Source organism: Kitasatospora purpeofusca, assembly GCF_000718025.1.
GTDB lineage: Bacteria > Actinomycetota > Actinomycetes > Streptomycetales > Streptomycetaceae > Kitasatospora > Kitasatospora purpeofusca.
Genome location: NZ_JODS01000008.1, coordinates 50122 through 74028 on the forward strand (window position 1 = coordinate 50122; position 23907 = coordinate 74028).

General features: G+C 73.5%; 24 protein-coding genes. 18 read left to right on the plus strand and 6 right to left on the minus strand.

What is annotated here, in order from left to right; genetic code table 11:
• The first annotated feature begins 105 nt into the window (after positions 1-105).
• Positions 106-1071 carry a LysR family transcriptional regulator gene (locus IF01_RS0114020; protein WP_030393709.1) on the plus strand — a complete coding sequence of 322 codons (966 nt, stop codon included), beginning with the start codon at positions 106-108 and terminating at the stop codon, positions 1069-1071.
• A 235-nt stretch (positions 1072-1306) separates the two neighbouring features.
• Here the strand turns inward: IF01_RS0114020 and IF01_RS0114025 are convergent, their stop codons facing one another.
• The gene (locus tag IF01_RS0114025; protein WP_030393710.1) at positions 1307-1927 is read right to left on the minus strand and encodes a YceI family protein; all 621 of its coding nucleotides are present in this window, start codon (positions 1925-1927) and stop codon (positions 1307-1309) included.
• A 189-nt stretch (positions 1928-2116) separates the two neighbouring features.
• Between IF01_RS0114025 and IF01_RS0114030 the strand changes: the two genes are divergently transcribed.
• The 4 genes from IF01_RS0114030 (at position 2117) to IF01_RS0114045 (ending at position 4876) form a co-directional block, all read left to right on the plus strand.
• Positions 2117-3241 carry a DNA polymerase III subunit beta family protein gene (locus IF01_RS0114030; protein ID WP_030393711.1) on the plus strand — a complete coding sequence of 375 codons (1125 nt, stop codon included), beginning with the start codon at positions 2117-2119 and terminating at the stop codon, positions 3239-3241.
• Between the two features lie 136 nt (positions 3242-3377).
• On the plus strand, positions 3378-3833 hold the full coding sequence (locus IF01_RS41710) for a helix-turn-helix domain-containing protein (RefSeq protein ID WP_037779797.1): 456 nt from the start codon (positions 3378-3380) through the stop codon (positions 3831-3833).
• Between the two features lie 20 nt (positions 3834-3853).
• The gene (locus tag IF01_RS0114040; protein WP_037779798.1) at positions 3854-4384 is read left to right on the plus strand and encodes a hypothetical protein; all 531 of its coding nucleotides are present in this window, start codon (positions 3854-3856) and stop codon (positions 4382-4384) included.
• Positions 4385-4522: 138 nt separating this feature from the next.
• Positions 4523-4876, plus strand: a complete 354-nt coding sequence (locus IF01_RS0114045) for a DUF2516 family protein (protein WP_030393714.1) — start codon at positions 4523-4525, stop codon at positions 4874-4876.
• A 130-nt stretch (positions 4877-5006) separates the two neighbouring features.
• On the opposite strand, the gene IF01_RS0114050 is transcribed toward IF01_RS0114045, so the two are convergent.
• Positions 5007-6578: a PP2C family protein-serine/threonine phosphatase gene (locus IF01_RS0114050; protein ID WP_030393715.1), complete on the minus strand. Its 1572-nt coding sequence runs from the start codon at positions 6576-6578 to the stop codon at positions 5007-5009.
• A gap of 238 nt (positions 6579-6816) precedes the next feature.
• Here IF01_RS0114050 and IF01_RS0114055 point away from each other — a divergent pair, with 238 nt between their 5' ends.
• On the plus strand, positions 6817-7368 hold the full coding sequence (locus IF01_RS0114055) for an O-acetyl-ADP-ribose deacetylase (RefSeq protein WP_037779831.1): 552 nt from the start codon (positions 6817-6819) through the stop codon (positions 7366-7368).
• Positions 7369-7548: 180 nt separating this feature from the next.
• On the opposite strand, the gene IF01_RS0114060 is transcribed toward IF01_RS0114055, so the two are convergent.
• A complete protein-coding gene (locus tag IF01_RS0114060; RefSeq protein ID WP_030393717.1) occupies positions 7549-8382 on the minus strand; it encodes a class I SAM-dependent methyltransferase in 834 nt (277 codons plus the stop codon).
• A 381-nt stretch (positions 8383-8763) separates the two neighbouring features.
• On the opposite strand from IF01_RS0114060, the gene mshA reads away from it, so the two are divergent.
• Positions 8764-10155, plus strand: a complete 1392-nt coding sequence (gene mshA / locus IF01_RS0114065; RefSeq protein ID WP_037779833.1) for a D-inositol-3-phosphate glycosyltransferase — start codon at positions 8764-8766, stop codon at positions 10153-10155.
• 109 nt (positions 10156-10264) lie between these two features.
• On the plus strand, positions 10265-10804 hold the full coding sequence (locus IF01_RS0114070; protein ID WP_051741638.1) for a type III secretion system chaperone family protein: 540 nt from the start codon (positions 10265-10267) through the stop codon (positions 10802-10804).
• 46 nt (positions 10805-10850) lie between these two features.
• Here the strand turns inward: IF01_RS0114070 and IF01_RS0114075 are convergent, their stop codons facing one another.
• Positions 10851-12191: an MDR family MFS transporter gene (locus IF01_RS0114075; protein WP_078879955.1), complete on the minus strand. Its 1341-nt coding sequence runs from the start codon at positions 12189-12191 to the stop codon at positions 10851-10853.
• A 148-nt stretch (positions 12192-12339) separates the two neighbouring features.
• On the opposite strand from IF01_RS0114075, the gene IF01_RS0114080 reads away from it, so the two are divergent.
• Positions 12340-13098 carry a phosphoglyceromutase gene (locus IF01_RS0114080; protein WP_030393721.1) on the plus strand — a complete coding sequence of 253 codons (759 nt, stop codon included), beginning with the start codon at positions 12340-12342 and terminating at the stop codon, positions 13096-13098.
• A 233-nt stretch (positions 13099-13331) separates the two neighbouring features.
• Complete coding sequence (locus IF01_RS0114085; RefSeq protein ID WP_030393722.1) at positions 13332-13919, plus strand: lytic polysaccharide monooxygenase auxiliary activity family 9 protein; 588 nt, start codon at positions 13332-13334, stop codon at positions 13917-13919.
• 538 nt (positions 13920-14457) lie between these two features.
• Here the strand turns inward: IF01_RS0114085 and phoU are convergent.
• Complete coding sequence (gene phoU, locus IF01_RS0114095) at positions 14458-15141, minus strand: phosphate signaling complex protein PhoU (RefSeq protein ID WP_030393723.1); 684 nt, start codon at positions 15139-15141, stop codon at positions 14458-14460.
• Positions 15142-15449: 308 nt separating this feature from the next.
• On the opposite strand from phoU, the gene phoR reads away from it, so the two are divergent.
• Both phoR and phoP read left to right on the plus strand, forming a co-directional pair.
• Positions 15450-16721 carry a two-component system sensor histidine kinase PhoR gene (gene phoR / locus IF01_RS0114100; RefSeq protein WP_030393724.1) on the plus strand — a complete coding sequence of 424 codons (1272 nt, stop codon included), beginning with the start codon at positions 15450-15452 and terminating at the stop codon, positions 16719-16721.
• A 2-nt stretch (positions 16722-16723) separates the two neighbouring features.
• Positions 16724-17416, plus strand: a complete 693-nt coding sequence (gene phoP, locus IF01_RS0114105) for a two-component system response regulator PhoP (RefSeq protein ID WP_030305055.1) — start codon at positions 16724-16726, stop codon at positions 17414-17416.
• A gap of 156 nt (positions 17417-17572) precedes the next feature.
• Here the strand turns inward: phoP and IF01_RS0114110 are convergent, their stop codons facing one another.
• Positions 17573-18187 carry a hypothetical protein gene (locus IF01_RS0114110; RefSeq protein ID WP_030393725.1) on the minus strand — a complete coding sequence of 205 codons (615 nt, stop codon included), beginning with the start codon at positions 18185-18187 and terminating at the stop codon, positions 17573-17575.
• 413 nt (positions 18188-18600) lie between these two features.
• On the opposite strand from IF01_RS0114110, the gene IF01_RS0114115 reads away from it, so the two are divergent.
• The 6 genes from IF01_RS0114115 to rlmB all read left to right on the plus strand — a co-directional run bounded on the left by IF01_RS0114115 (position 18601) and on the right by rlmB (position 23885).
• Positions 18601-19083, plus strand: a complete 483-nt coding sequence (locus IF01_RS0114115) for a CarD family transcriptional regulator (RefSeq protein ID WP_030244332.1) — start codon at positions 18601-18603, stop codon at positions 19081-19083.
• Between the two features lie 259 nt (positions 19084-19342).
• Positions 19343-20101, plus strand: a complete 759-nt coding sequence (gene ispD / locus IF01_RS0114120; RefSeq protein ID WP_233290274.1) for a 2-C-methyl-D-erythritol 4-phosphate cytidylyltransferase — start codon at positions 19343-19345, stop codon at positions 20099-20101.
• Positions 20091-20591, plus strand: a complete 501-nt coding sequence (ispF, locus tag IF01_RS0114125) for a 2-C-methyl-D-erythritol 2,4-cyclodiphosphate synthase (RefSeq protein ID WP_030393727.1) — start codon at positions 20091-20093, stop codon at positions 20589-20591. Before ispD ends, ispF begins: the two co-directional genes overlap by 11 nt.
• Before the next feature lie 190 nt (positions 20592-20781).
• A complete protein-coding gene (locus IF01_RS0114130; protein WP_030393728.1) occupies positions 20782-21177 on the plus strand; it encodes a PPOX class F420-dependent oxidoreductase in 396 nt (131 codons plus the stop codon).
• A 177-nt stretch (positions 21178-21354) separates the two neighbouring features.
• Positions 21355-22749, plus strand: a complete 1395-nt coding sequence (gene cysS / locus IF01_RS0114135; RefSeq protein WP_030393729.1) for a cysteine--tRNA ligase — start codon at positions 21355-21357, stop codon at positions 22747-22749.
• A gap of 140 nt (positions 22750-22889) precedes the next feature.
• Entirely contained in the window at positions 22890-23885 is a 996-nt protein-coding gene (gene rlmB / locus IF01_RS0114140) for a 23S rRNA (guanosine(2251)-2'-O)-methyltransferase RlmB (protein ID WP_030393730.1), read from the plus strand.
• Positions 23886-23907 lie beyond the last annotated feature (22 nt).

A 23907-nucleotide genomic window follows, 5' to 3' on the forward strand; every position in this document is an offset into this window, starting at 1 on the left:
AACACCTGTTCCGCCGCATCGACAACAGAATGCTGTTTATCGGGGCCGGGCGGCCGCCGTACCGCACCGCCCGCCCGGTCGGCCGCGCGTTGCTAGCCTGCCGCCATGCCCCACGACCTGCACCCCCGTCTGCTGCGCGGCTTCGTCGCGACCGCCGAGACGCTGCACTTCGGCCGCGCCGCGGAGCGGCTGCACGTGGCCCAGCAGGCGCTCAGCCGGGATGTCCGGACGCTGGAACGGCTGCTCGGCGACACGCTCTTCCTCCGCACCACGCGCAGCGTCGAACTCACCACCGCCGGGCACGGATTGCTGCCCAAGGCCCGCCGACTGCTGGCCCTGCACGACGAGATCCTGTCCGGTGTCGCGCACCGGCCGCTGCTGCTCGACCTCAACAGCGACGTCACCGGCCCGGACCTCACCAGCGACCGGCTGCTCCAACGGGCCCGCGCCGCCTGGCCGGAGGGCGAACTGCTGGCCCGGTTCCACGGCGGTCTGGCGGCCGCGGCCACCGAACTGCTCGCCCACCGGCTGGACGTGTCGTTCGGCCGCTACGCCGGACTGCCCGCCCGGACGCGGGACCGGCTCGCGCAGCGCCCGGTCAGGTTGGAGGCGGTCTCGGTGATGATGGCGGCCTGCCATCCGCTGGCCGGGCGGCCGGCCCTGCGGCTCGCCGAACTGGCCGGGCACCCGGTGGACATCTGCGCGGGCAATCCGGCGACCACCGAGTGGGCCGACCTCGGCCGGCGGCTGCTGGAGGAGCACGGTCTGGACGCGGCGCCCCCGCGGGTCCCGCCGGTGGGGGTGGACGAGACGGCCCGCTACCTGGCCCGGCACGGCGACCCGATGCTGACCACCGTCGGCGGCCCGGTGCTGCCGGGTGCGGTGAACGTGCCGCTGGTCGAGCCGGTCCCGCTCAGTCTGGTGAGCCTGGTGCACCGCCCGGACCTGCGGCATCCCGGGCTGACTGCGCTGCTCACGGCGGCGGCCGAACTCGGCGCGCGCGAGACCTGGTTGCGCCGCCCGACGGGCAGTTGGCTGCCGGCGCCGGACGCCGCGCTGCTGGCGGTCTAGCGAGCAACCGTCCTGCCCGATCGGATCCGCCGGACCGGGATCCGTCGGACCGGGATTCACCGGATCAGGAATCACCGTGCCACGACGGGTTGTTGTGGCGGGACACGACTCCACCCCTGCCGCTCGGGGGTCGGCAGGGGTGGAGTCGGGTGCGGGCGGGCGGTCGGCCGGAGGGCCGACGCGCGCGCCCGCGCTGTCGGGGGCCCCGCAGGGCCCGCAGTCGAGGTCGGCCGGGTCAGGCCGCCTTCACGGCGGAGATGTCGAAGGTGAGCTTGACCTTCTCGCCGATCAGTACGCCGCCGGTCTCCAGCGCGGCGTTGTAGGTCAGGCCCCAGTCGGTCCGGTCCAGGACGGCCTTGCCCTCGAAGCCGACCCGGTCGGCACCGTAGGCGTCGACGGCGTGGCCGGTGAAGTCGAGGTCCAGGGTGATCGGGCGGGTGACGTCCTTGATGGTCAGCTCGCCGCTCATCCGGTAGGACTCGTCGCCCACGCGCTCGGCGGAGGTGCTGCGGAAGCGCATCTCCGGGAAGGTCTCGGCGGCGAAGAAGTCGCTGGTGCGCAGGTGCTCGTCGCGCTGGGCCTGGTTGGTGTCGATGCTCGCGACCTTGATCACCAGGTCGGCGCGGGAGTTGGTCGGGGTGGTGCCGTCCAGGTGCAGCTTGCCCTCGTACTCGGTGAAGCGGCCCTTGACGTTGGTGACCATCGCGTGGCGGACGGCGAAGCCGATCTCGCTGTGGGTGGTGTCGATGGTCCAGTCACCGGTCAGGTGTCCGAGCCCGAGGTCCTGGCCGGCCGGGTTCTCGGCGACGGCGACGGCGGTGGTCTCGGTGGTCTTGGTGCGGTTGAACAGGCCCATGGCTCCTCCTCGGGTTCGAAGCCATTTGTTTAGGCTTCAACTTGATGTCTCCACTGTAGACCCGACTCGTTCAAAGTTCAACCACTGATCGCGAGAACCTCCGTCCGGTGTGTCGGGCGGCGGTATCGTCGGGCCGGTCCGGCCTCCCCGCTTGACCCTCGACCCGGTCGAGGCCCCAGAGTCCCCGGCATGGAGAGCGACCTGCGCAGCATCGGCGAGCTGGCCCGCGACAGCGGTCTGAGCATCAGCGCCCTGCGTTTCTACGACAGCGCCGGGGTCCTCGCCCCCGCCCGCGTCGACCCGCGCACCGGCTACCGCTGGTACGCCCCCGGGCAGCTCGCCGACGCCCGGCTGCTCGCCCGGTTGCGCCGGGTGGGCCTGCCGCTGGCCGACATCCGGGCCGTGCTCGGCGCGGCGCCCGGCAGCGGTGCCGCCCAGCGCTTGATGGACGAGCACCTGCGCCGGCTGGAGCACGGCCTCGCCGACGCGCGCCGAGAACTCTCCCTGATCCGCCGGTTGATCGACCAGAGGGAGAACCCCATGGCCACGCCCCCCGCCGAGTACCGCTTCACCGTCCCCGCCCGGGAGCTGGCCGAAGCCCTGGACGCGGTCCGCTTCGCCGTCGGCGGCGACCCCGAGCTGCCGGTGCTGTCCGGCGTGCTGTTCGACCTCGACGGCGGCCTGCTGCGGCTGGTCGCCACCGACCGCTACCGGATCGCCCTCGCCGAGGTGCCCGTGGAGTCCGCGGTGCCGGAGGAGGGTGCCGTGCCGGTCGCGCCTGCCGCCTCCGCCGTCGTGCCGGTCGCGCTGGCCGACGCCGTCCGCGCGCTGCTCGGCTCCGCCGCCGGGGTGGTGGAGCTGGCGCTCGGCGCCGGAACGGTGCACGTCACGGTGGGCGGCCACCGGATCGAGGGTGTCGCCCTCGACCACGACTATCCCGACTACCGGCCCCTGGTCCGGCTGGAGCCGGTCCACCGGATCGGCCTGCCCGCCGCCGAGCTGCGCGCGGCCCTCGTGTCCGCCGCGACCAGCAGTCTGCCGTCCGGACCGCACGGCGCGGCCTGCGAGGTCACCCTGCTGACCGTCGACGGCGAGGGCCGGTTCGCCGTCGCCGCACCGGGGGCCGACGCCGACCTGGCCGCCGGAGCCCTCCGGGTGGCGGTCAACCGCGACTTCCTGCTGGAGGCCCTCCCGGCCGACGCCCCCGGGCAGCTGGTCCTCGAACTCGGCGGCCCGATCACCCCCCTCGCCGTCCGCACCGCCGACCGCCCCGGCACCTTCTCCGTCCTGATGCCGGTCCGCCTCCCCGCCTGACCCGGCACCTCGCTGTGCCACGAGCCGGCGCCTCGCTGTGCCCCGACCCGGCCCGACGCGCTTCGCGTCGGGCCGGCCGTTTGCTGGTGCTAGCACTGTGCTTGCAATTGCAAGCGCGGTGGGGCAGGGTGTCCGCATGGCCTCACTGAACGTCGGCCCGCTGGGCGAGTACATCCGCGAGCAGCGGCGCAATGCGCAGTACTCGCTGCGGCAGCTGGCGGAGGCCGCCGGCGTGTCCAACCCCTACCTCAGCCAGATCGAGCGAGGGTTGCGCAAGCCGAGCGCGGAGATCCTGCAGCAGATCGCCAAGGCGCTGCGGATCTCGGCGGAGACGCTCTACGTCCAGGCCGGAATCCTGGAGGAACGGCGGGATGAGGGCCTGGAACTGCGGGCCTCGATCCTGGCCGATCCGCTGATCAACGAGCAGCAGAAGCAGGCGCTGCTCGCGGTCTACGACGCCTTCCTCAAGGAGAACGCCGCCGGACGGCCGTCCGGCGCCGACCCGGTGAAGGCTGCGGCGGAGGAGCCGGCGACGGACCAGGCCGGGGGCGTGGGCGGGAGCACGGACGAGCACCGGGGCGAGGCACCCTAAACATCACGGGAGGACCGGCCATGCCGATCACGGACGACATCAAGAAGACCCTGACCGACCCGACCCCGCTCTACGCCCTCGCCGGCGCCGGGGACCTCGCCTACGAGAAGCTGCGCGAGGTGCCGGGCCGGGTCGAGGCGCTCGCGGCCGACCGCAAGGGCACCCAGGAGAAGGCCACCGCCGCGCTGGCCGAGGCCCAGGCCCGGCTGGTCGACGCCCAGGCCAAGGTCAGCGGCTCGGTGAACGCCCTGCCGACCGACCTGAAGGCACTGCAGGAGAAGGCGCAGAGCTTCGCCCTGCAGCAGGTCGGCCGCGCCGTCGAGCTGGCGGTCAAGGCCAAGGAGACCTACGACGAGCTGGCCGAGCGCGGCAAGGTCGCGGTGGACCGGGGCCGTGGCGCCGACGCCGACGCCGCCGCTGCGGGCGAGGCCGTCGCCGAGCGGGTGGACGCGGAGTCCGCCGAGGCCGGAGAGCTGGTCGAGGGCGAGCTGGTCGAGGACGAAGCGCCCGTCGCCCCGAAGCGCGGCCGGTCCCGCAAGAGCGCCGAGTAGCTCCGCGCGGGCCGGGCCGCAGGCCCGGCACCCCGGGGCACGTCGGGTGCCGCCGGGCCGTTTGACCCCGTGGTGCACCGTGCGCCGTGCCAGGATGGGCGGGCAGGTGTGCCGCAGCGAGACGCAGAGGAGGCCGTGATGGGCGGAGTGGCCCAGATTCTGATCCTGGACTACTTGAACCCGTTCTGGTGGCTGGCCGTCGCCATCCTGGGCTACAAGCTGTTCGCGCTGGTCGACGCCGCCACCCGCCCGGAGGACGGGTACCGGGCGGCCGACAAGAAGACCAAGGGCTTCTGGCTGGCGATCCTCGGTGTCGCCTTCGGCCTGGACCTGCTCTTCGGCGCCAACTTCATGACCAGCTTCCTCACCCTGGGTGGCCTGGTCGCCGCGATCGTCTACGTGGTGGACGTCCGTCCGGCGATCCGCGCGCTCACCAACCGGGGCGGCGGCCGGGGCGACCAGCGCAACATGGGGCCGTACGGGCCCTGGTAGCCCTCCCGGCGCTCACAGTCAGGGGAACGGCCGAGCCCCGGTCGTCCGGCGGGTCCACCCGCCCGGACACCGGGGCTCCGTGCTGTCCGTCTTCGTGCTGCCCGGCTTCCTGCTGCCCGGCTCCCGCTCGTCAGCCCAGGATCAGCTGCGCCGGGTTGCGCTCCAGCAGCAGCACCGCGACATCGTCCGTCAGCGCGCCGCCGTTCAGCTCCTCGACCTCGGCGATCGCGCTGTCGACCAGCCGCCCCCGGGTGAGCCCGGCGGACTGGTGGTCGCCGATCAGCTCGGCCAGGCCGTCCTGGCCGAGCCGGCGCGAACCGGCGCCGATCCGGCCCTCGATCAGTCCGTCCGTGTAGAGCAGCAGCCGCCAGCCGCGGCGCAGCTCGAAGGTGTGCGACGGCCAGACGGCCTGGCCGTCGTCGCAGGGGAGCAGCCCGAGGGCGGGGCCGGCGTGCTCGGAGGGGAGCCCGATCGGGGTGTGGTCCTGGCCGAGCAGCAGCGGCGGGGGATGGCCGGCGAGGTAGAGCCGCGCTCGTTCGACGGCCCCGGGGGTGCCGGCGTCGGCCGGCTCGATGACCAGCATGCAGAGCGTCGCGAAGATCTCGTCGCTGCGCCGTTCGTGCTCCAGGACGTGCTGGAGGGTGGTCAGCAGGGTCTCGCCGGTGAGGCCGGCGAAGACCAGGGTGCGCCACGCTATCCGGAGCGCCACCCCGAGCGCGGCCTCGTCGGGGCCGTGGCCGCAGACGTCCCCGATCACCACGTGCACGGTGCCGTCGTCGGTGCGGACCGCGTCGTAGAAGTCGCCGCCGAGCAGGGCGCGGCGGCGGCCGGGCCGGTAGCGGCGGGTGAAGGAGAGGTTCGCGCCGTCGAGCAGCGGGGTGGGCAGCAGGTGGCGCTGGAGGCGGGCGTTCTCCTGGCCGCGCAGCTCGGCCTCGACGAGCCGGCGCTGCGACTCGTCGGCGCGCTTGCGTTCGACGGCGTACCGCAGGGCGCGGGCGAGCAGCGGGCCGTCCGTCTCGTTCTTGATCAGGAAGTCCTGGGCGCCGGCGGCCACGGCGGCCGCTCCGAGTTCGGCGCCGGCGGCGTCGGTGAGCACCACGACGGCGGTGTGCGGGGCCCGGCGGAGCAGCTCGTGCAGGCCCTCCAGACCGTCGGAGGAATCGGAGGGGTGTGGCAGGTCGGCGGGGGCGGCGAGGTCGAGCAGGACGCAGCTGAAGTCGCCGCCGCGGCCGGGGTCGCCGCCGCGCGAGCGGCTGCGGCGGGAGCCGGAGGAGGTGGGGGCGAGCAGCGCGAAGGCCTGGTCGAGGCCGCGGGTCCAGTGGATCTCGATCGGGGCGCCGCTGTCGGCCACCGCGGCCTTGAGCAGCTGGGCGTCGGTGGCGTCGTCCTCGATGACCAGCAGTTTGAGCGGGGCGGTGGCGGGAGGAGCGGCCGGTCCGGTGGTCGGCGCCTGGCCGGCGGCCTTCGACCGGGGGTGGGGTATCGGCGCGGTGGCCCTGGTGGGGCGGTCCGACCGACGGTCCGCCCGGCGTTCCGGTGGCCGGGCCGGGTGCTGCCCGGGCGCCGGGGCGCGGTCCGGCGCGCAGCCGTGGGCGGGCGCTGCGGGGGCGGACCGGTCCTGGGCGTGCCCGGGACGGGCGCCGCCCTGGGCGCCCGGCGAGCCCGTGGCACCAGGTGCCCGCCCGTCTCCCGTTGCGGGCATCGACTGATCCTCCCTTTCCCCGAGTGCGTAACGGCCGAGGTCCGTCCGCAGTGCCCGCTCGGCACCCTGCGTCGGGGAACTTCTCGCGACCATAACGTGATCTCCGGGGATTTCTCCGGTCGGCCGGTGCCGTTGTGGCTCGTGCCGTGCCGGTGGCAGTGTGACGGATGAGGCGGGGAGGCCGACGGTGGCCCGTGGAGCGGGCGCCGGGCCGGTTCGGGAGAGGGGCAGTGGCATGGTGACGCGCATCACCCTGGTCGAGGGTGACATCACGGCGCAGCAGGTGGACGTGGTGGTGAACGCCGCCAATTCCTCACTGTTGGGCGGTGGTGGGGTGGACGGTGCGATCCACCGCCGGGGCGGACCGCGGATTCTGGCGGAGTGCCGCGAGCTGCGGGCCTCACAGTACGGGCGGGGGCTGGCCACCGGGCGGGCGGTGGCGACCACGGCCGGTGACCTCCCGGCCCGCTGGGTGGTGCACACCGTGGGGCCGGTCCATCTGGCGGACGAGTACGAGGAGCGAGCGGAGCTGTTGGCCTCCTGCTACCGCGAGTCGCTCCGGGTGGCGGCGGAGCTGGGCGCGCGCACGGTGGCCTTCCCGGCGGTGTCGGCCGGGATCTTCGGGTGGCCGCCGGCGGATGCGGCCAGGATCGCGCTCGGGACCGTCGCGGCGGTGGTGGCGGAGCGCGACGACGGGCCGGAGGAGGTGCGGTTCGTGCTGTTCGGGGCGGAGATGTACGAGGTCTTCGCCGGCGTCGGACAGGAGCTGGGGCTGACGGGGCAGGAGTGAGGTGCCGATCGGGTGCCCCCATGGTGGCGTGACGGGGCGTCAACACGCCAGAGATATTCGATAACTCGTTCGAGTGAATCCGTGGACTCGCTCGCGGGCGCCCGTGAGCCGCTGGTCGGGGGTGCGGGGCCGGGAGGGGCGCCGGCGGCCACGGTGCCAGGCCGGCCACCGCCAGGGTGGCTACGGCGCCAGGGCCGTCCAGGGCAGGGTGACCTCGCCCTGCCGCCACCGGCCGCGCGCGTCCACCAGCGGCCAGGCCCCGGCCAGCGCGGTGCAGGCGGCCACCCAGCGCTGCCGGGCCCCGAACGCCCCGTAGGGCGCGGCCGCGGCCCAGGCGCGGTCGAAGTCACGGAGGAACGCGTGCACCGGCCGGCCCGGCACGTTGTGGTGGATCAGCGCCTTCGGCAGCCGTTCGGCCAGGTCGGACGGCCGGTCGAGGCCGCCCAGCCGGGCCGCGAAGGTGACCGTCCTGGGCCCCTCCGGGCCGAGCGCCACCCAGACGTGCCGGCGGCCGATCTCGTCGCAGGTGCCCTCGACCAGCAGCCCGTCCGGCGCCAGCCGGGCGCACAGCCGCTCCCAGACCGAGGCCACCTGGGACTCGTCGTACTGGCGCAGCACATTGGCGGCCCGGATCAGCTGGGCCGACCCGCCGCCGTCCAGCGGGACCTCGAAGCCGCCGCGCCGGAAGGTCAGCAGCGGCGGCACCGCGTAGGGCAGCGCCGCGGCGACCCGGGCCGGTTCGATCTCGATCCCGACCACCCGGACGTCCGGCCGTACCGTCCGCAGCCGCCCGGACAGCTCGACCGCCGTCCACGGGGCGGCGCCGTACCCGAGGTCGACGGCGGTCGGCGGGCGGTCGGCGGACCGCAGCGCGGGCCCGAGCGTGTGGGCGATCCAGCGGTCCATCCGCCGCAGCCGGTTGGTGTTGGTGGTGCCGCGGGTCACGGTGCCCACCGGCCGCCGGGCCGGTCCGCGGGCGGGCGCGGTCGCGGAATCGAAGGAGGAGGCGGCCATGTCCCTCAGGGTACGGGCCCGGCCGGGACCGGACGGCGGGCCCGTCCCGGGGCGGGCCCCGGGCGCCCCGGGAAAGGCCCCGCGGCACCCCGCGACCGGGCCCGGACCGGGCACGCGGGCACCGGCGCCCGGCCACGCGGGCGCCACGCGGGCCATCTCGTCCGGCGACCCGGGAATGCGGGTCACCGATCGCGTGGTTGGCAGACTGGTGGTGATGTGTGCCCGGACGGGGCGGCAGGCCGACGCGCGCCCCGGCGGGCGTCCCGGCCGGGCGGCGCGGGCGGCGGCGCACACACCCGACCAGCAGGAAACAGGCAGCAGGAACAGGCAGCAGGCAAGGGCTGCGAGGCGGGCAGCACACGAGGAGGCTTCAGCCAGGTGATCCAGCACCCCGTCCGTTCGGTACGCCGTGCCCAGCCGGCCACGCCCGCGCGCGGGCGGCTCCAGTCGCTCGTCCAGGCCGGCCGGCGCCGCCCGCGCCGGATAGCCATGCTCAGTGTCCACACCTCCCCGCTGCACCAGCCGGGCACGGGCGACGCGGGCGGCATGAACGTCTACATCGTGGAGCTGGCCAAGCGCCTGGCCGCGCTCAACATCGAGGTCGAGGTCTTCACCCGGTCGATCTGCTCGGACGACGAGCCCACCGTGGAGCTGGCCCCGGGCGTGCTGGTGCGGCACGTCACGGCCGGTCCGTACGAGGGCCTGGTCAAGGAGGACCTGCCGGCCCAGCTGTGCGCCTTCACCCACGGGGTGCTGCGCACCGAGGCCGGCCACCGGCCCGGGCACTACGACCTGGTCCACTCGCACTACTGGCTCTCCGGCCAGGTCGGCTGGCTGGCCGCGCAGCGCTGGGGCGTGCCGCTGGTGCACACCATGCACACCATGGCGAAGGTGAAGAACGCGGCGCTGGCCGAGGGCGACACCCCCGAGCCGACGGCCCGGGTGATCGGCGAGACCCAGGTGGTGGAGGCGGCCGACCGGCTGATCGCCAACACCACCGAGGAGGCCGCCGAGCTGGCCCGCTTCTACGCGGCCCGCCCCGAGCAGCTGGCCGTGGTCCACCCGGGGGTCAACCTGGACGTCTTCCGCCCCGGCGGGGCGGGCGCCCCGGGCACGGCGGAGGCCCGCCGTGCCGCCCGGGCCCGGCTGGGACTGCCCGCCGACGCGGCGGTGCTGCTCTTCGCCGGCCGGATCCAGCCGCTGAAGGCCCCGGACGTGCTGCTGCGCGCGGTCGCGGTGCTGCTGGAGCGGCGTCCGGAGCTGCGCGAGCGGCTGGTGGTGCCGGTGGTCGGCGGTCCGTCCGGCACCGGCCTGGCCCGTCCGGAGAGCCTGCACAAGCTGGCCGCCCAGCTGGGTATCGGCGACGTGGTGCGCTTCCACCCGCCGGTCGGCCAGGCGATGCTCGCCGAGTGGTACCGGGCCGCGACCGCGCTGGTGATGCCCTCCTACAGCGAGTCCTTCGGCCTGGTCGCGCTGGAGGCGCAGGCCTGCGGCACACCGGTGGTCGCGGCCGCGGTGGGCGGCCTGCCGGTCGCCGTCCGGGACGGCGTGACGGGCACCCTGGTGCACGGCCACGACCCGGCGGACTGGTCGCGGGCGCTGGAGCCGTACGTCGTCGATCCGGAGCTGGTGGGCCGGCGGGGCGCCGCGGCGGCGCGGCACGCGGCCGGCTTCGGCTGGGACACCGCGGCCGCGACCACCGCCGAGGTGTACGCCGGCACCCTGGCCCGCCCGGCCGGCCGGCTGACCGGGGCCCGTCGGCTGCTCGCCTGAGCGGAGCAGTGGCGCCGGTCGCGGGCGGCGACCGGCGGGCCGCCCGCCGCCGGACCCGGCCCGACCCGCGCTGCTGCGCGCGGCCGTACTCCCGAGTAACGTCAGCCCCATGGCATTCCGCACCAAGGACGAGGCCCTGACCCTCCTGCGCACCGCCCTGGACGGGGCGGGGGTGGCCTGGGAGCCGGCCGCCGCCGACCCGTACACCCTGGTGGCGACCCTCCCGGGCACCCGGAAGCTGAGCACCACGTGTGCGCTGCGGATCGGTGACCACACCCTCTCCGTCAACGCCTTCGTGGTCCGGCGCCCGGACGAGAACCACGAGGCCGTCTACCGCTGGCTGCTGGAGCGCAACACCCGCATGTACGGCGTGGCGTACGCGGTCGACCGGCTCGGGGACGTCTACCTCGCGGGCCGGCTGCCGCTGGAGGCGCTGACCCCGGACACCGTGGACCGGCTGCTGGGCACGGTGCTGGAGAGCGCCGACGAGCCGTTCAACACCCTGCTGGAGCTGGGTTTCGCCACCGCGATCCGGCGGGAGTGGGAGTGGCGCACCAAGCGCGGGGAGTCGACCCGCAACCTGGCGGCCTTCGCCCACCTGGCCGGTCCGGTCCCGGACCCCGCCGCGGCGGCGCCCGCCGCCGAGTAGCGGGCCGACGACGGCCGGGCCGGAGAGTCGGCCCGGCCGTGCGGGCTCAGCCGCCCGTCGCGGCCCGCTCCGGCTCGGCGGTCTCCGCCGGGACCACCCGCACCGTTCCCGGTCCCGTCCCCACCGTTCCCTTTCCCGTCCCCACCACGTCCGACTTCGCCAGCGCCGCCCCCGGCCGCCGGCCGAGCAGGACGTAGCCGCCCGCGGCGACCGTGCCGAGCACCGCGCACGCCCCCCACATCACCCCGCTGCCGGCCCGCTCCAGCAGCACCCCGCCGGCGGCCGGCCCGAGGAACGAGGCGAGCGACCAGGAGAGCGAGTACACGCCCTGGTAGCGCCCCCGCGCCTCGGCCGGCGACAGCTCGGCGACCAGGCCCATCATGGTCGGCGCGTTCAGGATCTCGCCGAGCGTCCAGACCGCGACGGTGAAGGCGTAGAACCAGGCCGAGGAGCCGGCCAGCGCGGTCAGCCCGAAGCCCCAGCCGATGAACAGCGCGCTGGCGACGAGCAGCGCCGTCCGGTCCCGGCCCTCCATCCACCGGGTGACCGGGATCTGGAGCACCACGATGAGCAGGCCGTTGAGGCCGATCACCAGGCCGTACTGGGTGGCGGTGATGCCGGACCGGCCCATGTCCACGGCCAGCGTGGTGGAGCCCTGCTGGGCGACCAGGGCGAGCAGCAGGTTGAGCACCACCACCGCCATGAAGCGGGCGTCCCGGAAGACCGCGGCCAGGCCGATCGTCGGCCGCGCCTTCGGGCCGTCCGCGGTCACGGCGGGCGTGTCGGGCCTGGTCTCGGGGATGCGGACGAAGATGACCACCGCGCAGACCACCGTGGACAGCGCGTCCAGCAGGAAGAGCGTGAGGTAGCCGTGGGTGGCGATCAGGCCGGCCGCCGCCGCGGAGAGGCCGAAGCCGATGTTGATCGCCCAGTAGTTCAGTGCGAAGGCGCGGACCCGGTCCTCGGCGGGCACGATGTCCGCGATGATCGCCGAGGTGGCGGGCCGGGTCGCGTTGTTGCAGAAGCCGACCAGGAAGGCGACCACCGCGATGGCCACCTGGCCGTCGGTGAAGCCGAGCACCGCGGTGAACAGCGCGGTACCGAGCTGCGCGGCGACCAGCGTCGGCCGCCGTCCGATCCGGTCGCTCAGCACCCCGGCGACGAGCGAGGCGACCGCCGAGCCCAGGCCGAACAGCGAGGCGACCAGCCCCGCGTAGGAGGCCGAGTAGCCCCGCTCGGTGGTCAAGTAGAGTGCGAGGAACGTGACCACGAACGCGCCCAGCTTGTTGATCAGGGTGCTGGTCCAGAGCCACCAGAACTGCCGCGGCAGTCCGCTCATGGCTTCGGTGAGGGCTCCGACCACGCGGGCCGGGACGAAAACGGGCATGTGGGGGCTCCCGGGCAGGCGGCCGACCCCCGAGCACGCGGGCAGGACCGCTCGGCGGGAAGGTAAGTGTCACTGCTACGGGTCACACCTTACTCATCAGGGGGTCCGCCCACCAGGGGTTTTATCGGGCTCCACTAAGCTGGGCGCCATGGCTGACACGACGTACCGACTCATCCTGCTCCGCCACGGCGAGAGCGAGTGGAACCAGAAGAACCTGTTCACCGGTTGGGTCGACGTCGACCTCAACGAGAAGGGCGAGAAGGAGGCCGCGCGCGGCGGCGAGCTCCTCGCCGCCGAGGGCTACCTCCCGGACGTCCTGCACACCTCGCTGCTGCGCCGCGCGATCCGCACCTCGCAGATCGCCCTGGACAAGGCCGACCGCCACTGGATCCCGGTCAACCGCAGCTGGCGCCTGAACGAGCGCCACTACGGTGCGCTCCAGGGCAAGGACAAGGCCCAGACCCTGGCGGAGTTCGGCGAGGAGCAGTTCCAGCTCTGGCGCCGCTCGTACGACACCCCGCCGCCGGTGCTGGCCGACGACTCCGAGTTCTCGCAGGCCGGCGACGCCCGTTACGCCGGGATCCCGAGCGAGCTGCGTCCGCGCACCGAGTGCCTCCAGGACGTCGTCGAGCGGATGCTGCCGTACTGGTACGACGCCATCGTCCCGGACCTCGCCGCGGGCCGGACGGTGCTGGTCACCGCCCACGGCAACAGCCTGCGCGCGCTGGTCAAGCACCTCGACGGCATCTCCGACGCCGACATCGCGGGCCTGAACATCCCGACCGGCATCCCGCTGGTCTACGAGCTGGACGCCGACTTCAAGCCGACCGTCCCCGGCGGCCGCTACCTCGACCCGGACGCTGCCGCCGCCGCGATCGAGGCGGTCAAGAACCAGGGCAAGAAGTAACCCGGAACGGCCGTCGAGGGCCCCGCTCCCCGCTGTCGGGGGGCGGGGCCTTTCGCGTTCAACTTCCCTGTGGTGACGGGGAGTTCGAAGCTCCGCAAAAGTGGTTCAGACCATTGACGGCCCCGGTGGCGGCTCCTACCGTGTGAGCACCGACCAGGCGCAGGCATGCCAAGCCCCCACGCGCGCGTGTCCGCGCTCGGCGGACTCTCCATCCACCCCCACGGAGGAGCACCATGCGCACACGTCATGTCGTCGGAGCCGTGATCGCCGCCCTGTCGGTGCCGGTCGCGGTCGCCCTGCCGGCCCAGTCGCACGGCTACATCAGCACCCCGCCCAGCCGGGCCGCGCTGTGCGCGGCGGGCACCGTGAAGAACTGCGGCGCGATCCAGTGGGAGCCGCAGAGCGTCGAGGGGCCGAAGGGCTTCCCGGCCGCGGGCCCGGCCGACGGCGCGATCTGTGCCGGCGGCAACAGCCGGTTCGCCGAACTGGACGACCCGCGCGGCGGGGCCTGGCCGACCACCGCCGTCTCGGCGGGCCAACGGCTCACCTTCACCTGGAAGTTCACCGCCCGGCACGCCACCACCGGCTTCAAGTACTACCTGACCAGGGCGGGCTACGACGCCACCCAGAAGGTCACCCGGGCCAACCTGGAGCCGACCCCGTTCCTGAACGTCCCCTACAACGGCACGCAGGTGCCCAGCACCCTCAGCCACACCGCGACCCTGCCGAGCGGCCGGACCGGGCACCAGGTGGTCGTCGCGGTCTGGGAGATCGCGGACACCGGCAACGCCTTCTACTCCTGCACCGACGTCAGGTTCTGACGCCGGTTGCCCCGGTGGACCCCGTCGGCGTTCCGGCGGTGAGGAGTCCGGGGCGCACGGCCGCCTCCCACGGCGGCCGCGCGCCCCGGAGCTCCGCGGCGGTACCGGGGACGGCTCCGGCGGAGCGAACGGGCCGGACGCCGCTCAGTGGCCGCAGCAGCCGCCGTCGACCCCGCCGCACTGGCACGGAGCGCCGGACTGGCAGCCGCAGCCGCAGCCCGGACCGCAGCCGCACCCGGCGGCGAGGACGGGAAGCAGTGCGGGGACGGGCGGTTCTACGGTGTCGGGAGCCGATGCCTGGCCGGTCGGGTTTGCCTTCATCGCGCGGACCCCTCCTTCTGACGGGCACGCTTCGGTGCCCACGGGATCGAGTGAAACCGCCGACCGGAGGAGGCGTCAACAGGCGCGCGGTGGTGGGGAGTCCACGCTTGTGTGCTTCCCCACCACCCTCGGCCGGGGTTTACCCGTTCCCGGGGCCGGGCGCCGTCCGGGAGAGGAGTCCGGGACAGGCGTCCGGCGGGAGGCGTCCGGCGGGAGGTCAGTCGAGCTGGGCCGCGGCCTCGGAGGCGGCGACGAACTCGTCCACGTGCTCGCCGGTGACCAGGTACACCACGCGCTTGGCCACCGAGACGGCGTGGTCGGCGAAGCGCTCGTAGTAGCGGCCGACCAGGGTGACGTCCACCGCGGTCTCGATGCCGTGGTGCCAGCGCTCGTCGATGAGGTGCGCGAACAGCTCGCGGTGCAGCGCGTCGATCGCGTCGTCGTCCTGCTCCAGCTCGAGCGCCTTGTCGACGTCCTTGGTGGCGATCACCAGGCCGGCCTTGGCCACCAGCCGCTGGGCGAGCTGGCCCAGCTCCAGGACGGTCGCGTGCAGGTCGGTCGGGACGGCGCACTCGGGGTAGCGCAGCCGCGCGACCTTGGCGACGTGGCGGGCGAGGTCGCCGCAGCGCTCCAGGTCGGCGCTCATCCGCAGCGAGGTGACGACGATGCGCAGGTCGGTGGCGACCGGCTGCTGGCGGGCGAGCAGGTCGATCGCCCGGTTCTCCAGCTCGTGGTGCAGGTCGTTGACCTTGCCGTCGGCGGCGATCACACTCTCGGCCAGCGCCAGGTCCGCGTCGAGGAGGGCGGTGGTGGCCCGCCCGAGGGCGGAACCGACCAGCCGGGCCATCTCGACCAGGCTGTCGCCGATCGAGTCGAGTTCCTCGTGGTACGCGTCGCGCATTGTTCTCTCCTCAGTAGCTGTGTCGGTGGCGGTGCCGACCGGTCATCCGGTGCGACCGTCCGAACGGCGCACCAATGACCGCTGCTGGTGGCGCGCATCGTACGCGCGCACCCGGGGTGGCGGACGGCTGTTCGGCCGGGCCACCCGTCCCACACGGGCTCCGGCGCCCACTCTGGGCCGTCCGGGCGACCGTCCACGACCTGTCCGGTGAATCGGCAGCTACTTGAAGGTGAATTCTCGGCAACGCGTGGTCGATCCCTTGACCTGGCCCTGGGGGAGCGGCCGCATCGTGCGCTTAGGCTGGCGCTATGGACGTGAACGTGGCCGCCGCCGCTGCCTGCGCCATAGCCGGGCTCGGCGTCGGCCTCACGGCCTCGATCGCTTTCCGTTGGAGCGAGCGCGAGCAGGCGAAGGGCAGGTACAGCGGCACCAACCGGAATCAGGGCCTCGGCCCCGCGCAGGAACCCCCGCTCCCGCCGGGCGTCGACACGGTCCTCTCCGTGCTGCGCTCCTGCGCGATCGTGCTCGGCGAGGGCGACGAGGTGGTCAAGGCCAGCTCGGCGGCCTACGCGATGGGCCTGGTCCGCGGCGGCGCGGTCGCCCTGGACCAGCTGCTCGCGCTGGCCAGGGGCACCCGCCGGGACGGCGAGATCCGGCAGATCGAGCTGGAGCTGCCCCGCCCGGGCGCGGCCCGGGCCGCCGAACCGCTGGCGGTCTCGGTCCGGGTCGCCCCGCTGGGCTCCCGGCTGGTCCTGGTGCTGGTCGAGGACCAGACCGAGCGCCGCCGGGTGGAGGCCGTCCGCCGGGACTTCGTGGCCAACGTCAGCCACGAGCTCAAGACCCCGGTCGGCGCGCTCTCGCTGCTCTCCGAGGCGGTCGCCGACGCGGCCGACGACCCGGAGGCGGTGCAGCGCTTCGCCGGCCGGATGCAGATCGAGGCGACCAGGCTGGCCAGCCTGGTCCAGGAGATCATCGACCTCTCCCGGGTCCAGGACGACCGCCTGATGGTCGACCCGGAACCGGTCGCGGTGGACGAACTGATCGCCGAGGCGATCGACCGCTGCCGCCAGCAGGCCGCCGCCAAGCAGATCCTGATCGCGGCCGGTGGCATCGCCGGCCTCTACCTGCACGGCAACCGGGGGCAGCTGGCCGCCGCGCTCGGCAACCTGGTCGAGAACGCGGTCAACTACAGCCCGCCCCGGACCAGGGTCGCGATCGCCACCCGCCGGATCTCCAGCGCCGCCGCCCTGGGCGAGGCGGACGGCGAACTCATCGAGATCTCCGTGACCGACCAGGGCATCGGCATCTCGGAGAAGGACCGCGAGCGGGTCTTCGAACGGTTCTATCGGGTGGACCCGGCGCGCTCCCGGCAGACCGGCGGCACCGGTCTCGGCCTCTCCATCGTCAAGCACGTGGCCGCCTCCCACGGCGGCACCGTCTCGGTGTGGAGCGTCGAGGGCCAGGGCTCCACCTTCACCCTCCGCCTGCCCGCAGGGCAGGCCCCCGTGGACCGCCCCCTGGTGGGCGGAACCCCGCAGTCCCTGTCAGAAACAACCCCCCAGCTTGCCCCGGAGGCCTGATCGTGACCCGAGTACTGGTGGTCGAGGACGAGGAGTCGTTCAGCGACGCTCTCTCGTACATGCTCCGCAAGGAAGGCTTCGAGGTGGCCATCGCCGCCACCGGCCCCGACGCCCTGGAGCAGTTCGAACGGAACGGCGCCGACCTCGTCCTGCTCGACCTGATGCTGCCGGGGCTGCCCGGCACCGAGGTCTGCCGCCAGCTTCGGGTCCGCTCCAATGTGCCGGTGATCATGGTCACCGCCAAGGACAGCGAGATCGACAAGGTGGTCGGGCTGGAGATAGGCGCGGACGACTACGTCACCAAGCCCTACTCCACCCGTGAGCTGGTCGCCCGGATCCGCGCGGTGCTCCGCCGCCGCGGCGAGAACGAGGGCCCCGGCGACGGCGGCGGCCCCGGCGCCCTGGAGGCGGGCCCGGTCCGGATGGACGTCGACCGGCACGTGGTGACCGTGGACGGCGCCAAGGTCGACCTCCCGCTCAAGGAGTTCGACCTGCTGGAGATGCTGCTGCGCAACGCCGGCCGGGTGCTCACCCGGATGCAGCTGATCGACCGGGTCTGGGGCGCGGACTACGTCGGCGACACCAAGACGCTGGACGTCCACGTCAAGCGGCTGCGGGCGAAGATCGAGCCGGACCCGGGCGCGCCGCGCTACCTGGTCACGGTGCGTGGCCTCGGCTACAAGTTCGAGCCGTAAACCGGCCGGTCGGCGCAGCGAGCCGGCCCGAAGCCCAGGCGAACGCCCCCTCCGGATCCTTCCGGAGGGGGCGTTCCCCTTGTACGGCCCCGTGTGAGCGGCTCGGTACGAGCAGCCCTGTACGAGCGAGCGGCCCCGGGTGCCCGGGGCCGTGACTCAGTGGGCGGCCGGAGCGGTCGTACCCGTGGCCGGGGCGGCCGGGGTGGTGGCGCCGGTGGCCGGGGCGGTGGCCTTCGGCGGCACGGCGGCCGGGGCGGCGGTCGGGCCGTAGCCCTTGTAGAGGCCCTTGTTCGGGCTGACCTGGGCCTCGGCCTCGACCTTGTCGCGGTTCTTGAACGCGAACGAGGCCGGCACGTAGCCGCCGACGCTCACGGTGGTGGAGGCGATCTTGGCGGTCGGGGCGCCCGGGCCGCCGAGCAGCAGCGCGCCGCCGGCCGGGACGACGATGGCGGGCAGCGCGGCGCCCTTGTCGTCGGCGAAGGAGGCGGTCGCCCCGGTGCCGACGGTGATGGACTGCAGCTCGATCGCCTCGGTCCCGCTGTTGCTGATGTTCACCGTCACGTTGGCGGGGCCGGTGTGCTCGCCGGAGGACTCGTCCCCGGTGACCACGACGATGTTGTTCAGGCGGATGTCGGTGCCCAGGGTCGCCGACGCGTTGTCGGGCTTGACCTCCAGGGTGGCCGGGGTGTTCCCGGCGGCACAGGAGGACAGCGAGGCGATGGCGAGGGCGGCGATGGCGGCGATGCTGCCGCGTCGAAGGCTGCGGCTCACGGCGGCGGCTTCTCCTAGGTCACGTGTCGATAGGTCAGGTTCAGATTATCGACCACGCTTATGCCGTCCTCACGGGGTGGTCCCTTCGGGTCACGATCCGCCCGTCCCGCCCTCCGGACGGCGGCATGTCCGCGTGTTCAGGTCAATCATCGACCAAGATCGGATCACGATCGGGAAACGGCCCGATAAACGGTGAAAACCCAAGATCCAATCATGGTTTCGGGAGCGTTGCCAGAGGTTTCGGCAGGCAGTGGAACCGCCTCCGACCTGCGGGAAGCCCTCCTCGAACACCGGTCGCAGCACGTCATGGGGGTCCTTGTCAAGCCCCGAGACCGGCCCTGACCTGCGAAAACGCCCTTCGGGTGCGCCGAAAAGCGTGTTATTCTGGAAAGCCACGGAAGGGGTCCTGTCACATGACGTTCAAGGTTGGCGACACGGTGGTCTACCCCCATCACGGGGCCGCGCTGATCGAGGCCATCGAAATTCGCCAGATCAAAGGTGTGGACAAGACCTACCTGGTGCTCAAGGTGCAGCAGGGAGACCTGACGCTCCGCGTGCCCGCCGAGAACGCGGAGTTCGTCGGCGTGCGCGATGTGGTCGGCCAGGAGGGTCTGGACCGGGTCTTCGAGGTGCTTCGCGCACCGTACACCGAAGAGCCGACCAACTGGTCCCGTCGCTACAAGGCGAATCTTGAGAAGCTCGCCTCGGGTGACGTTATCAAGGTCGCCGAGGTTGTGCGCGACCTCTGGCGTCGCGAGCGCGAGCGCGGCCTCTCCGCAGGTGAGAAGCGCATGCTCGCCAAGGCGCGCCAGATCCTCGTCAGCGAGCTCGCGCTGGCGGAGAACACCAACGAGGACAAGGCGGAGACGCTGCTCGACGAGGTGCTCGCCTCGTAGCGGCCGTCCGCTCCACAAAACGCTCACAGCGCCCGATGCCGGCGCGCCGCCCACCGGACCTACGGTCCGTGGGTGGTGCAGTGGCACTTCGGGCGCTGAGGCGTGTCCGGACGACGCCCCGCACCCGGCGGCCCGGTCGGCCTCGGGTCTGCATGACCGTTTCTGCTGATCTTGCGGGCGGAAGACGGTGGTGCTTCGGAAGGGGTCCGCGCCCGTCGTGCACGCCATGGCCATACCCACTTCGCCGAAGGAGTGAAACCTGAACGCCACAGGAGCAATCGCAGCAGCAGTGGTTCCCGCCGCCGGCCGCGGCGAGCGGCTTGGGCCCGGTGCCCCCAAGGCCCTGCGTGACCTGGGCGGCGTGCCGCTCCTGGTGCACGCGGTCCGGGCGCTGACCCGCAGCCGGGCGGTCGGCCTGGTCGTGGTCGCGGCCCCCGCCGACGGCGTGGCCGAGGTGGTCGCGCTGCTCGACAGCCACGGTCTCGAGGGCAAGGACATCCGGGTGGTGGCCGGGGGGGACACCCGCCAGGAGTCGGTCCGCCTGGGGCTGGCCGCCATCCCGGCCGAGGTCGGGATCGTGCTGGTGCACGACGCGGCCCGGCCGCTGGTCCCGGTCGAGGTGGTGGACGCGGTCGCGGCCGCCGTCCGGGCCGGTGCCGAGGCGGTGGTGCCGGCGGTGCCGCTGGCCGACACCGTCAAGCGGGTCGAGCCCGTCCGGGGCGGGCCCGAGCCGGTGCTCGACACACCCGACCGGGCCACCCTGCGCGCGGTGCAGACCCCGCAGGGCTTCCGCCGGGACACGCTGGCCGAGGTGCACGCCAAGGCGCTGGCCGAGGAGTCGGCCGGGGCCGACGGCGGTCTGCCGCCGGTCACCGACGACGCCGGGCTGGTGGAGCGCTTCGGCGGCCGGGTGGTCGTGGTGCCCGGTCACGAGGAGGCCTTCAAGGTGACCCGCCCGCTGGACCTCGTACTCGCCGAGGCCGTACTCGCCCGCCGGAGGGCCGCCGATGCCTACTGAACCGCACGCCCCCGTCCTGCCCCGGGTGGGCATCGGCACCGATGTGCACGCCTTCGAGCCCGGTCGCCCGCTGTGGGTCGCCGGGCTGGAGTGGCCGGACGCCGAGGTCGGTCTGGCCGGGCACTCGGACGCCGACGTGGCCGCGCACGCGGCCTGCGACGCGCTGTTCTCGGCCGCCGGGATCGGCGACCTGGGCGCGCACTTCGGCACCGACCGCCCGGAGTGGGCCGGCGCGTCCGGGGTGAAACTGCTCGGCGAGGCGGCCCGGTTGGTGCGCGAGGCCGGGTTCGAGATCGGCAATGTGGCGATCCAGGTGATCGGGATCCGGCCGAAGATCGGCAAGCGCCGGGCGGAGGCGCAGGCCGCGCTCGCCGCCGCGGTCGGCGCCCCGGTCTCGGTCTCCGGCACCACCACCGACGGGCTCGGCCTCACCGGCCGGGCCGAGGGCCTCGCCGCGATCGCCACCGCCCTGGTGTACGAACGGCGTTGACCGTTCCCGGCACCCGTCGCCGGTCGGGCGGCGGTGGCCGGGCGCCCGACCGGGGTGCCCGCAGCGGAAATGCACCGGGGGTGACGGGTGTTCAACACCCTTTGCCGGAGCCCGAATCGCTACTCTTCGATGCGGGTTCGCCCCAGCAGTCGCCTTTCCACCGCCGCTCGACGAGAAGAACGAGGTCCCGATGGCCGCAAACCTCTCCGACCAGGCCAAGGCCCTGATCGACGACAAGAGCTTCGCCGTGATCACCACCCTCCAGCCGGACGGCAGCCCGCAGTCCTCCGTGGTCTGGGTGAAGCGCGACGGCGAGGACATCCTGTTCTCCACCGTCGAGGGGCGCCGCAAGCACCTCAACCTGCTGAAGGACCCGCGGGTCTCGCTGCTGGTCAACCCGCCGGACAACCCGTACACCTACCTGGAGGTCCGCGGCGAGGTCTCGCTGACCCGGGAGGGCGGCCGGGAGCTGATCGACGAGCTGTCGCTGAAGTACCGCGGCGAGGCGACGTACGGCTTCGACGGTCCCGAGGACGTGCGGGTGGTCGTGCGCCTCACCCCGCGGAAGGTCGTCGGCTCGATCTGAGCCCGCCCGGAGCGGAGGTGGTGTCCCGGGGCGGCCCCCGGGACACCACCCGGCACGTCACCCGGCACATCGCCCGGGACGTCACCTGGCACGTCACCCGGCGGAAAAGCATCCGCCGCGGTCTTGACATTTCGGAATGTCGCGAGGCACCCCCTGCTGCCCACTACGCTTGACGCTGTGAGCATTCGCCTGTACGACACCAGCACCCGCCAGGTACGCGACTTCGTCCCGCTTGTACCGGGTTGTGTCTCGATCTACCTGTGCGGCGCTACCGTCCAGTCGGCGCCACACATCGGGCACATCCGGTCCTACCTCAACTTCGACGTGATGCAGCGGTGGTTCGCCTACCGCGGCTACCAGGTGACCTTCGCCCGGAACGTCACCGACATCGACGACAAGATCATCGCCAAGGAGCGCGAGCTCGGCACGCCGTGGTGGCAGATCGCCTACGAGAACGAGCGTGCCTTCAACGACGGTTACGACGCGCTGGGCTGCCTGCGTCCGACCGTCGAGCCGCGGGCCACCGGGCACATCCCCGAGATGGTCGCGATGATGCGCGGTCTGATCGAGAAGGGCCACGCCTACGCGGCGGAGGGCAACGTCTACTTCGACGTGAAGTCCTACCCCGGCTACCTCGCGCTCTCCAACCAGAAGCTGGAGAACCTCCAGCAGCCCAGCGGCGAGGGCGAGACCGGCAAGCGAGACCCGCGCGACTTCGCGATGTGGAAGGCGGCCAAGCCGGGCGAGCCCAGCTGGGACACCCCGTGGGGCAGAGGCCGTCCGGGCTGGCACCTGGAGTGCTCGGCGATGGCCCACAAGTACCTGGGCGAGGCCTTCGACATCCACGGCGGCGGCCTCGACCTGATCTTCCCGCACCACGAGAACGAGATCGCCCAGTCCAAGGCCTTCGGCGACGACTTCGCCAACTTCTGGGTGCACAACGCCTGGGTCACCATGGCCGGCGAGAAGATGAGCAAGTCCCTCGGCAACTCGGTGCTGGTCGCCGAGATGGTCCGCCGCTGGCGGCCGATCGTGCTCCGCTACTACCTCGCCGCCCCGCACTACCGCTCGATGATCGAGTACAGCGAGGAGTCGCTGCGCGAGGCCGAGGCGGGATTCGGCCGGATCGAGGGCTTCATCCAGCGCGCCGTGGAGCGCTGCGGCACGGTCGACGCGGCACCCGAGGTGCCGCCGGCCTTCGCCGAGGCGATGGACGACGACCTGGGCGTCCCGCAGGCACTCGCCGTCGTGCACACCGCCGTCCGCCAGGGCAACAGCGCCCTCACCGCGGACGACAAGGAGAACGCGGTGGCGCGATTGGCCGAGGTCCGTGCGATGCTCGGAGTACTGGGACTCGACCCGCTCGACCCGCAGTGGGCCGGGGCGGAGCGCGGTGAGGACCTGCACGGCGTCGTCGACTCGCTGGTCCACCTGGTCCTGGAGCAGCGCCAGGCGGCCCGGGCCCGCAAGGACTTCGCGACCGCGGACGCCATCCGCGACCAGCTCGGCCTGGCCGGGCTGGCGATCGAGGACACCCCGTCCGGCCCGCGCTGGACGATCAACAGCCAGTAACCCCCGGGTGACCGAGGGGTGAGCGGTGGGCCGTACCGGACCGGTGCGGCCCTCCCGCATGACGGAACGCATGCCGTCGACCGCACCGGCGCGAGCCGGCGCGGCCGGCCATGCCGGACAGACAGACAGGAAGTACAGCCATGGCCGGCAACAGCCAGCGCAGGAACCGCCGCAACCCCGGGTCGAAGAAGGGCGCGAGTGTCGGTACCGGCGGCCACAGCCGGAAGGCGCTCCAGGGCAAGGGCCCGACGCCGCCCGGAGCGGAGCGCAAGGGTCACCCGAAGCAGCGGGCCGCCAACGCCGCGGTCAAGCGCGAGCGGGACGCCAAGGCCCGCGCCGGCATGCGCCGGGCCGGTGCCGGCGGCCGGGGCGGCCGCGGCGGCGCCGGCTCCGCCGAGCTGGTCTTCGGCCGCAACTCGGTGGTCGAGGCCCTGCAGGGCGACGTGCCGGCCAACGCGCTGTACGTCCAGCAGTTCATCGACACCGACGACCGGGTCCGCGACGCCTTCCAGGCCGCCAACGACCGGGGCATCCCGCTGATGGAGGCCCCGCGCCCGCAGCTGGACCAGATGACCGGCGGGATGAACCACCAGGGCCTGGTGCTCCAGGTCCCGCCGTACGAGTACGCCCACCCCGACGACCTGCTGGACGGGGCCGCGGACTCCGGCGACGACGCGCTGATCGTGGCGCTGGACGGGGTGACCGACTCCCGCAACCTGGGCGCCGTGGTCCGCTCCGCCGCCGCCTTCGGCGCGCACGGCGTGGTGATCCCGGAGCGCCGGGCGGCCGGTATGACCGCCGGTGCCTGGAAGACCTCCTCGGGCGCCGCGGCCCGGCTGCCCGTCGCCCGGGCCACCAACCTGACCCGGGCCCTGGAGGCGTACCAGAAGGCCGGTCTGACCGTGGTCGGCCTGGCCGCCGACGGCGAGGCCGAGATCGGCGACCTGGAGGTGCTGACCGGGCCGGTGGTGATCGTCGCGGGCAGCGAGGGCAAGGGCCTGTCCCGGCTCGTCGCGGAGACCTGCGACGTGCTGGTGCGGATCCCGATGTCCGGGCTCACCGAGTCGCTGAACGCCGGTGTCGCGGCGGGCGTCGTGCTGTACGAGGCGGCCCGGCTGCGTCGCAAGGTCGGCTGACCCTCCGGTCCGCCGGCGGTAG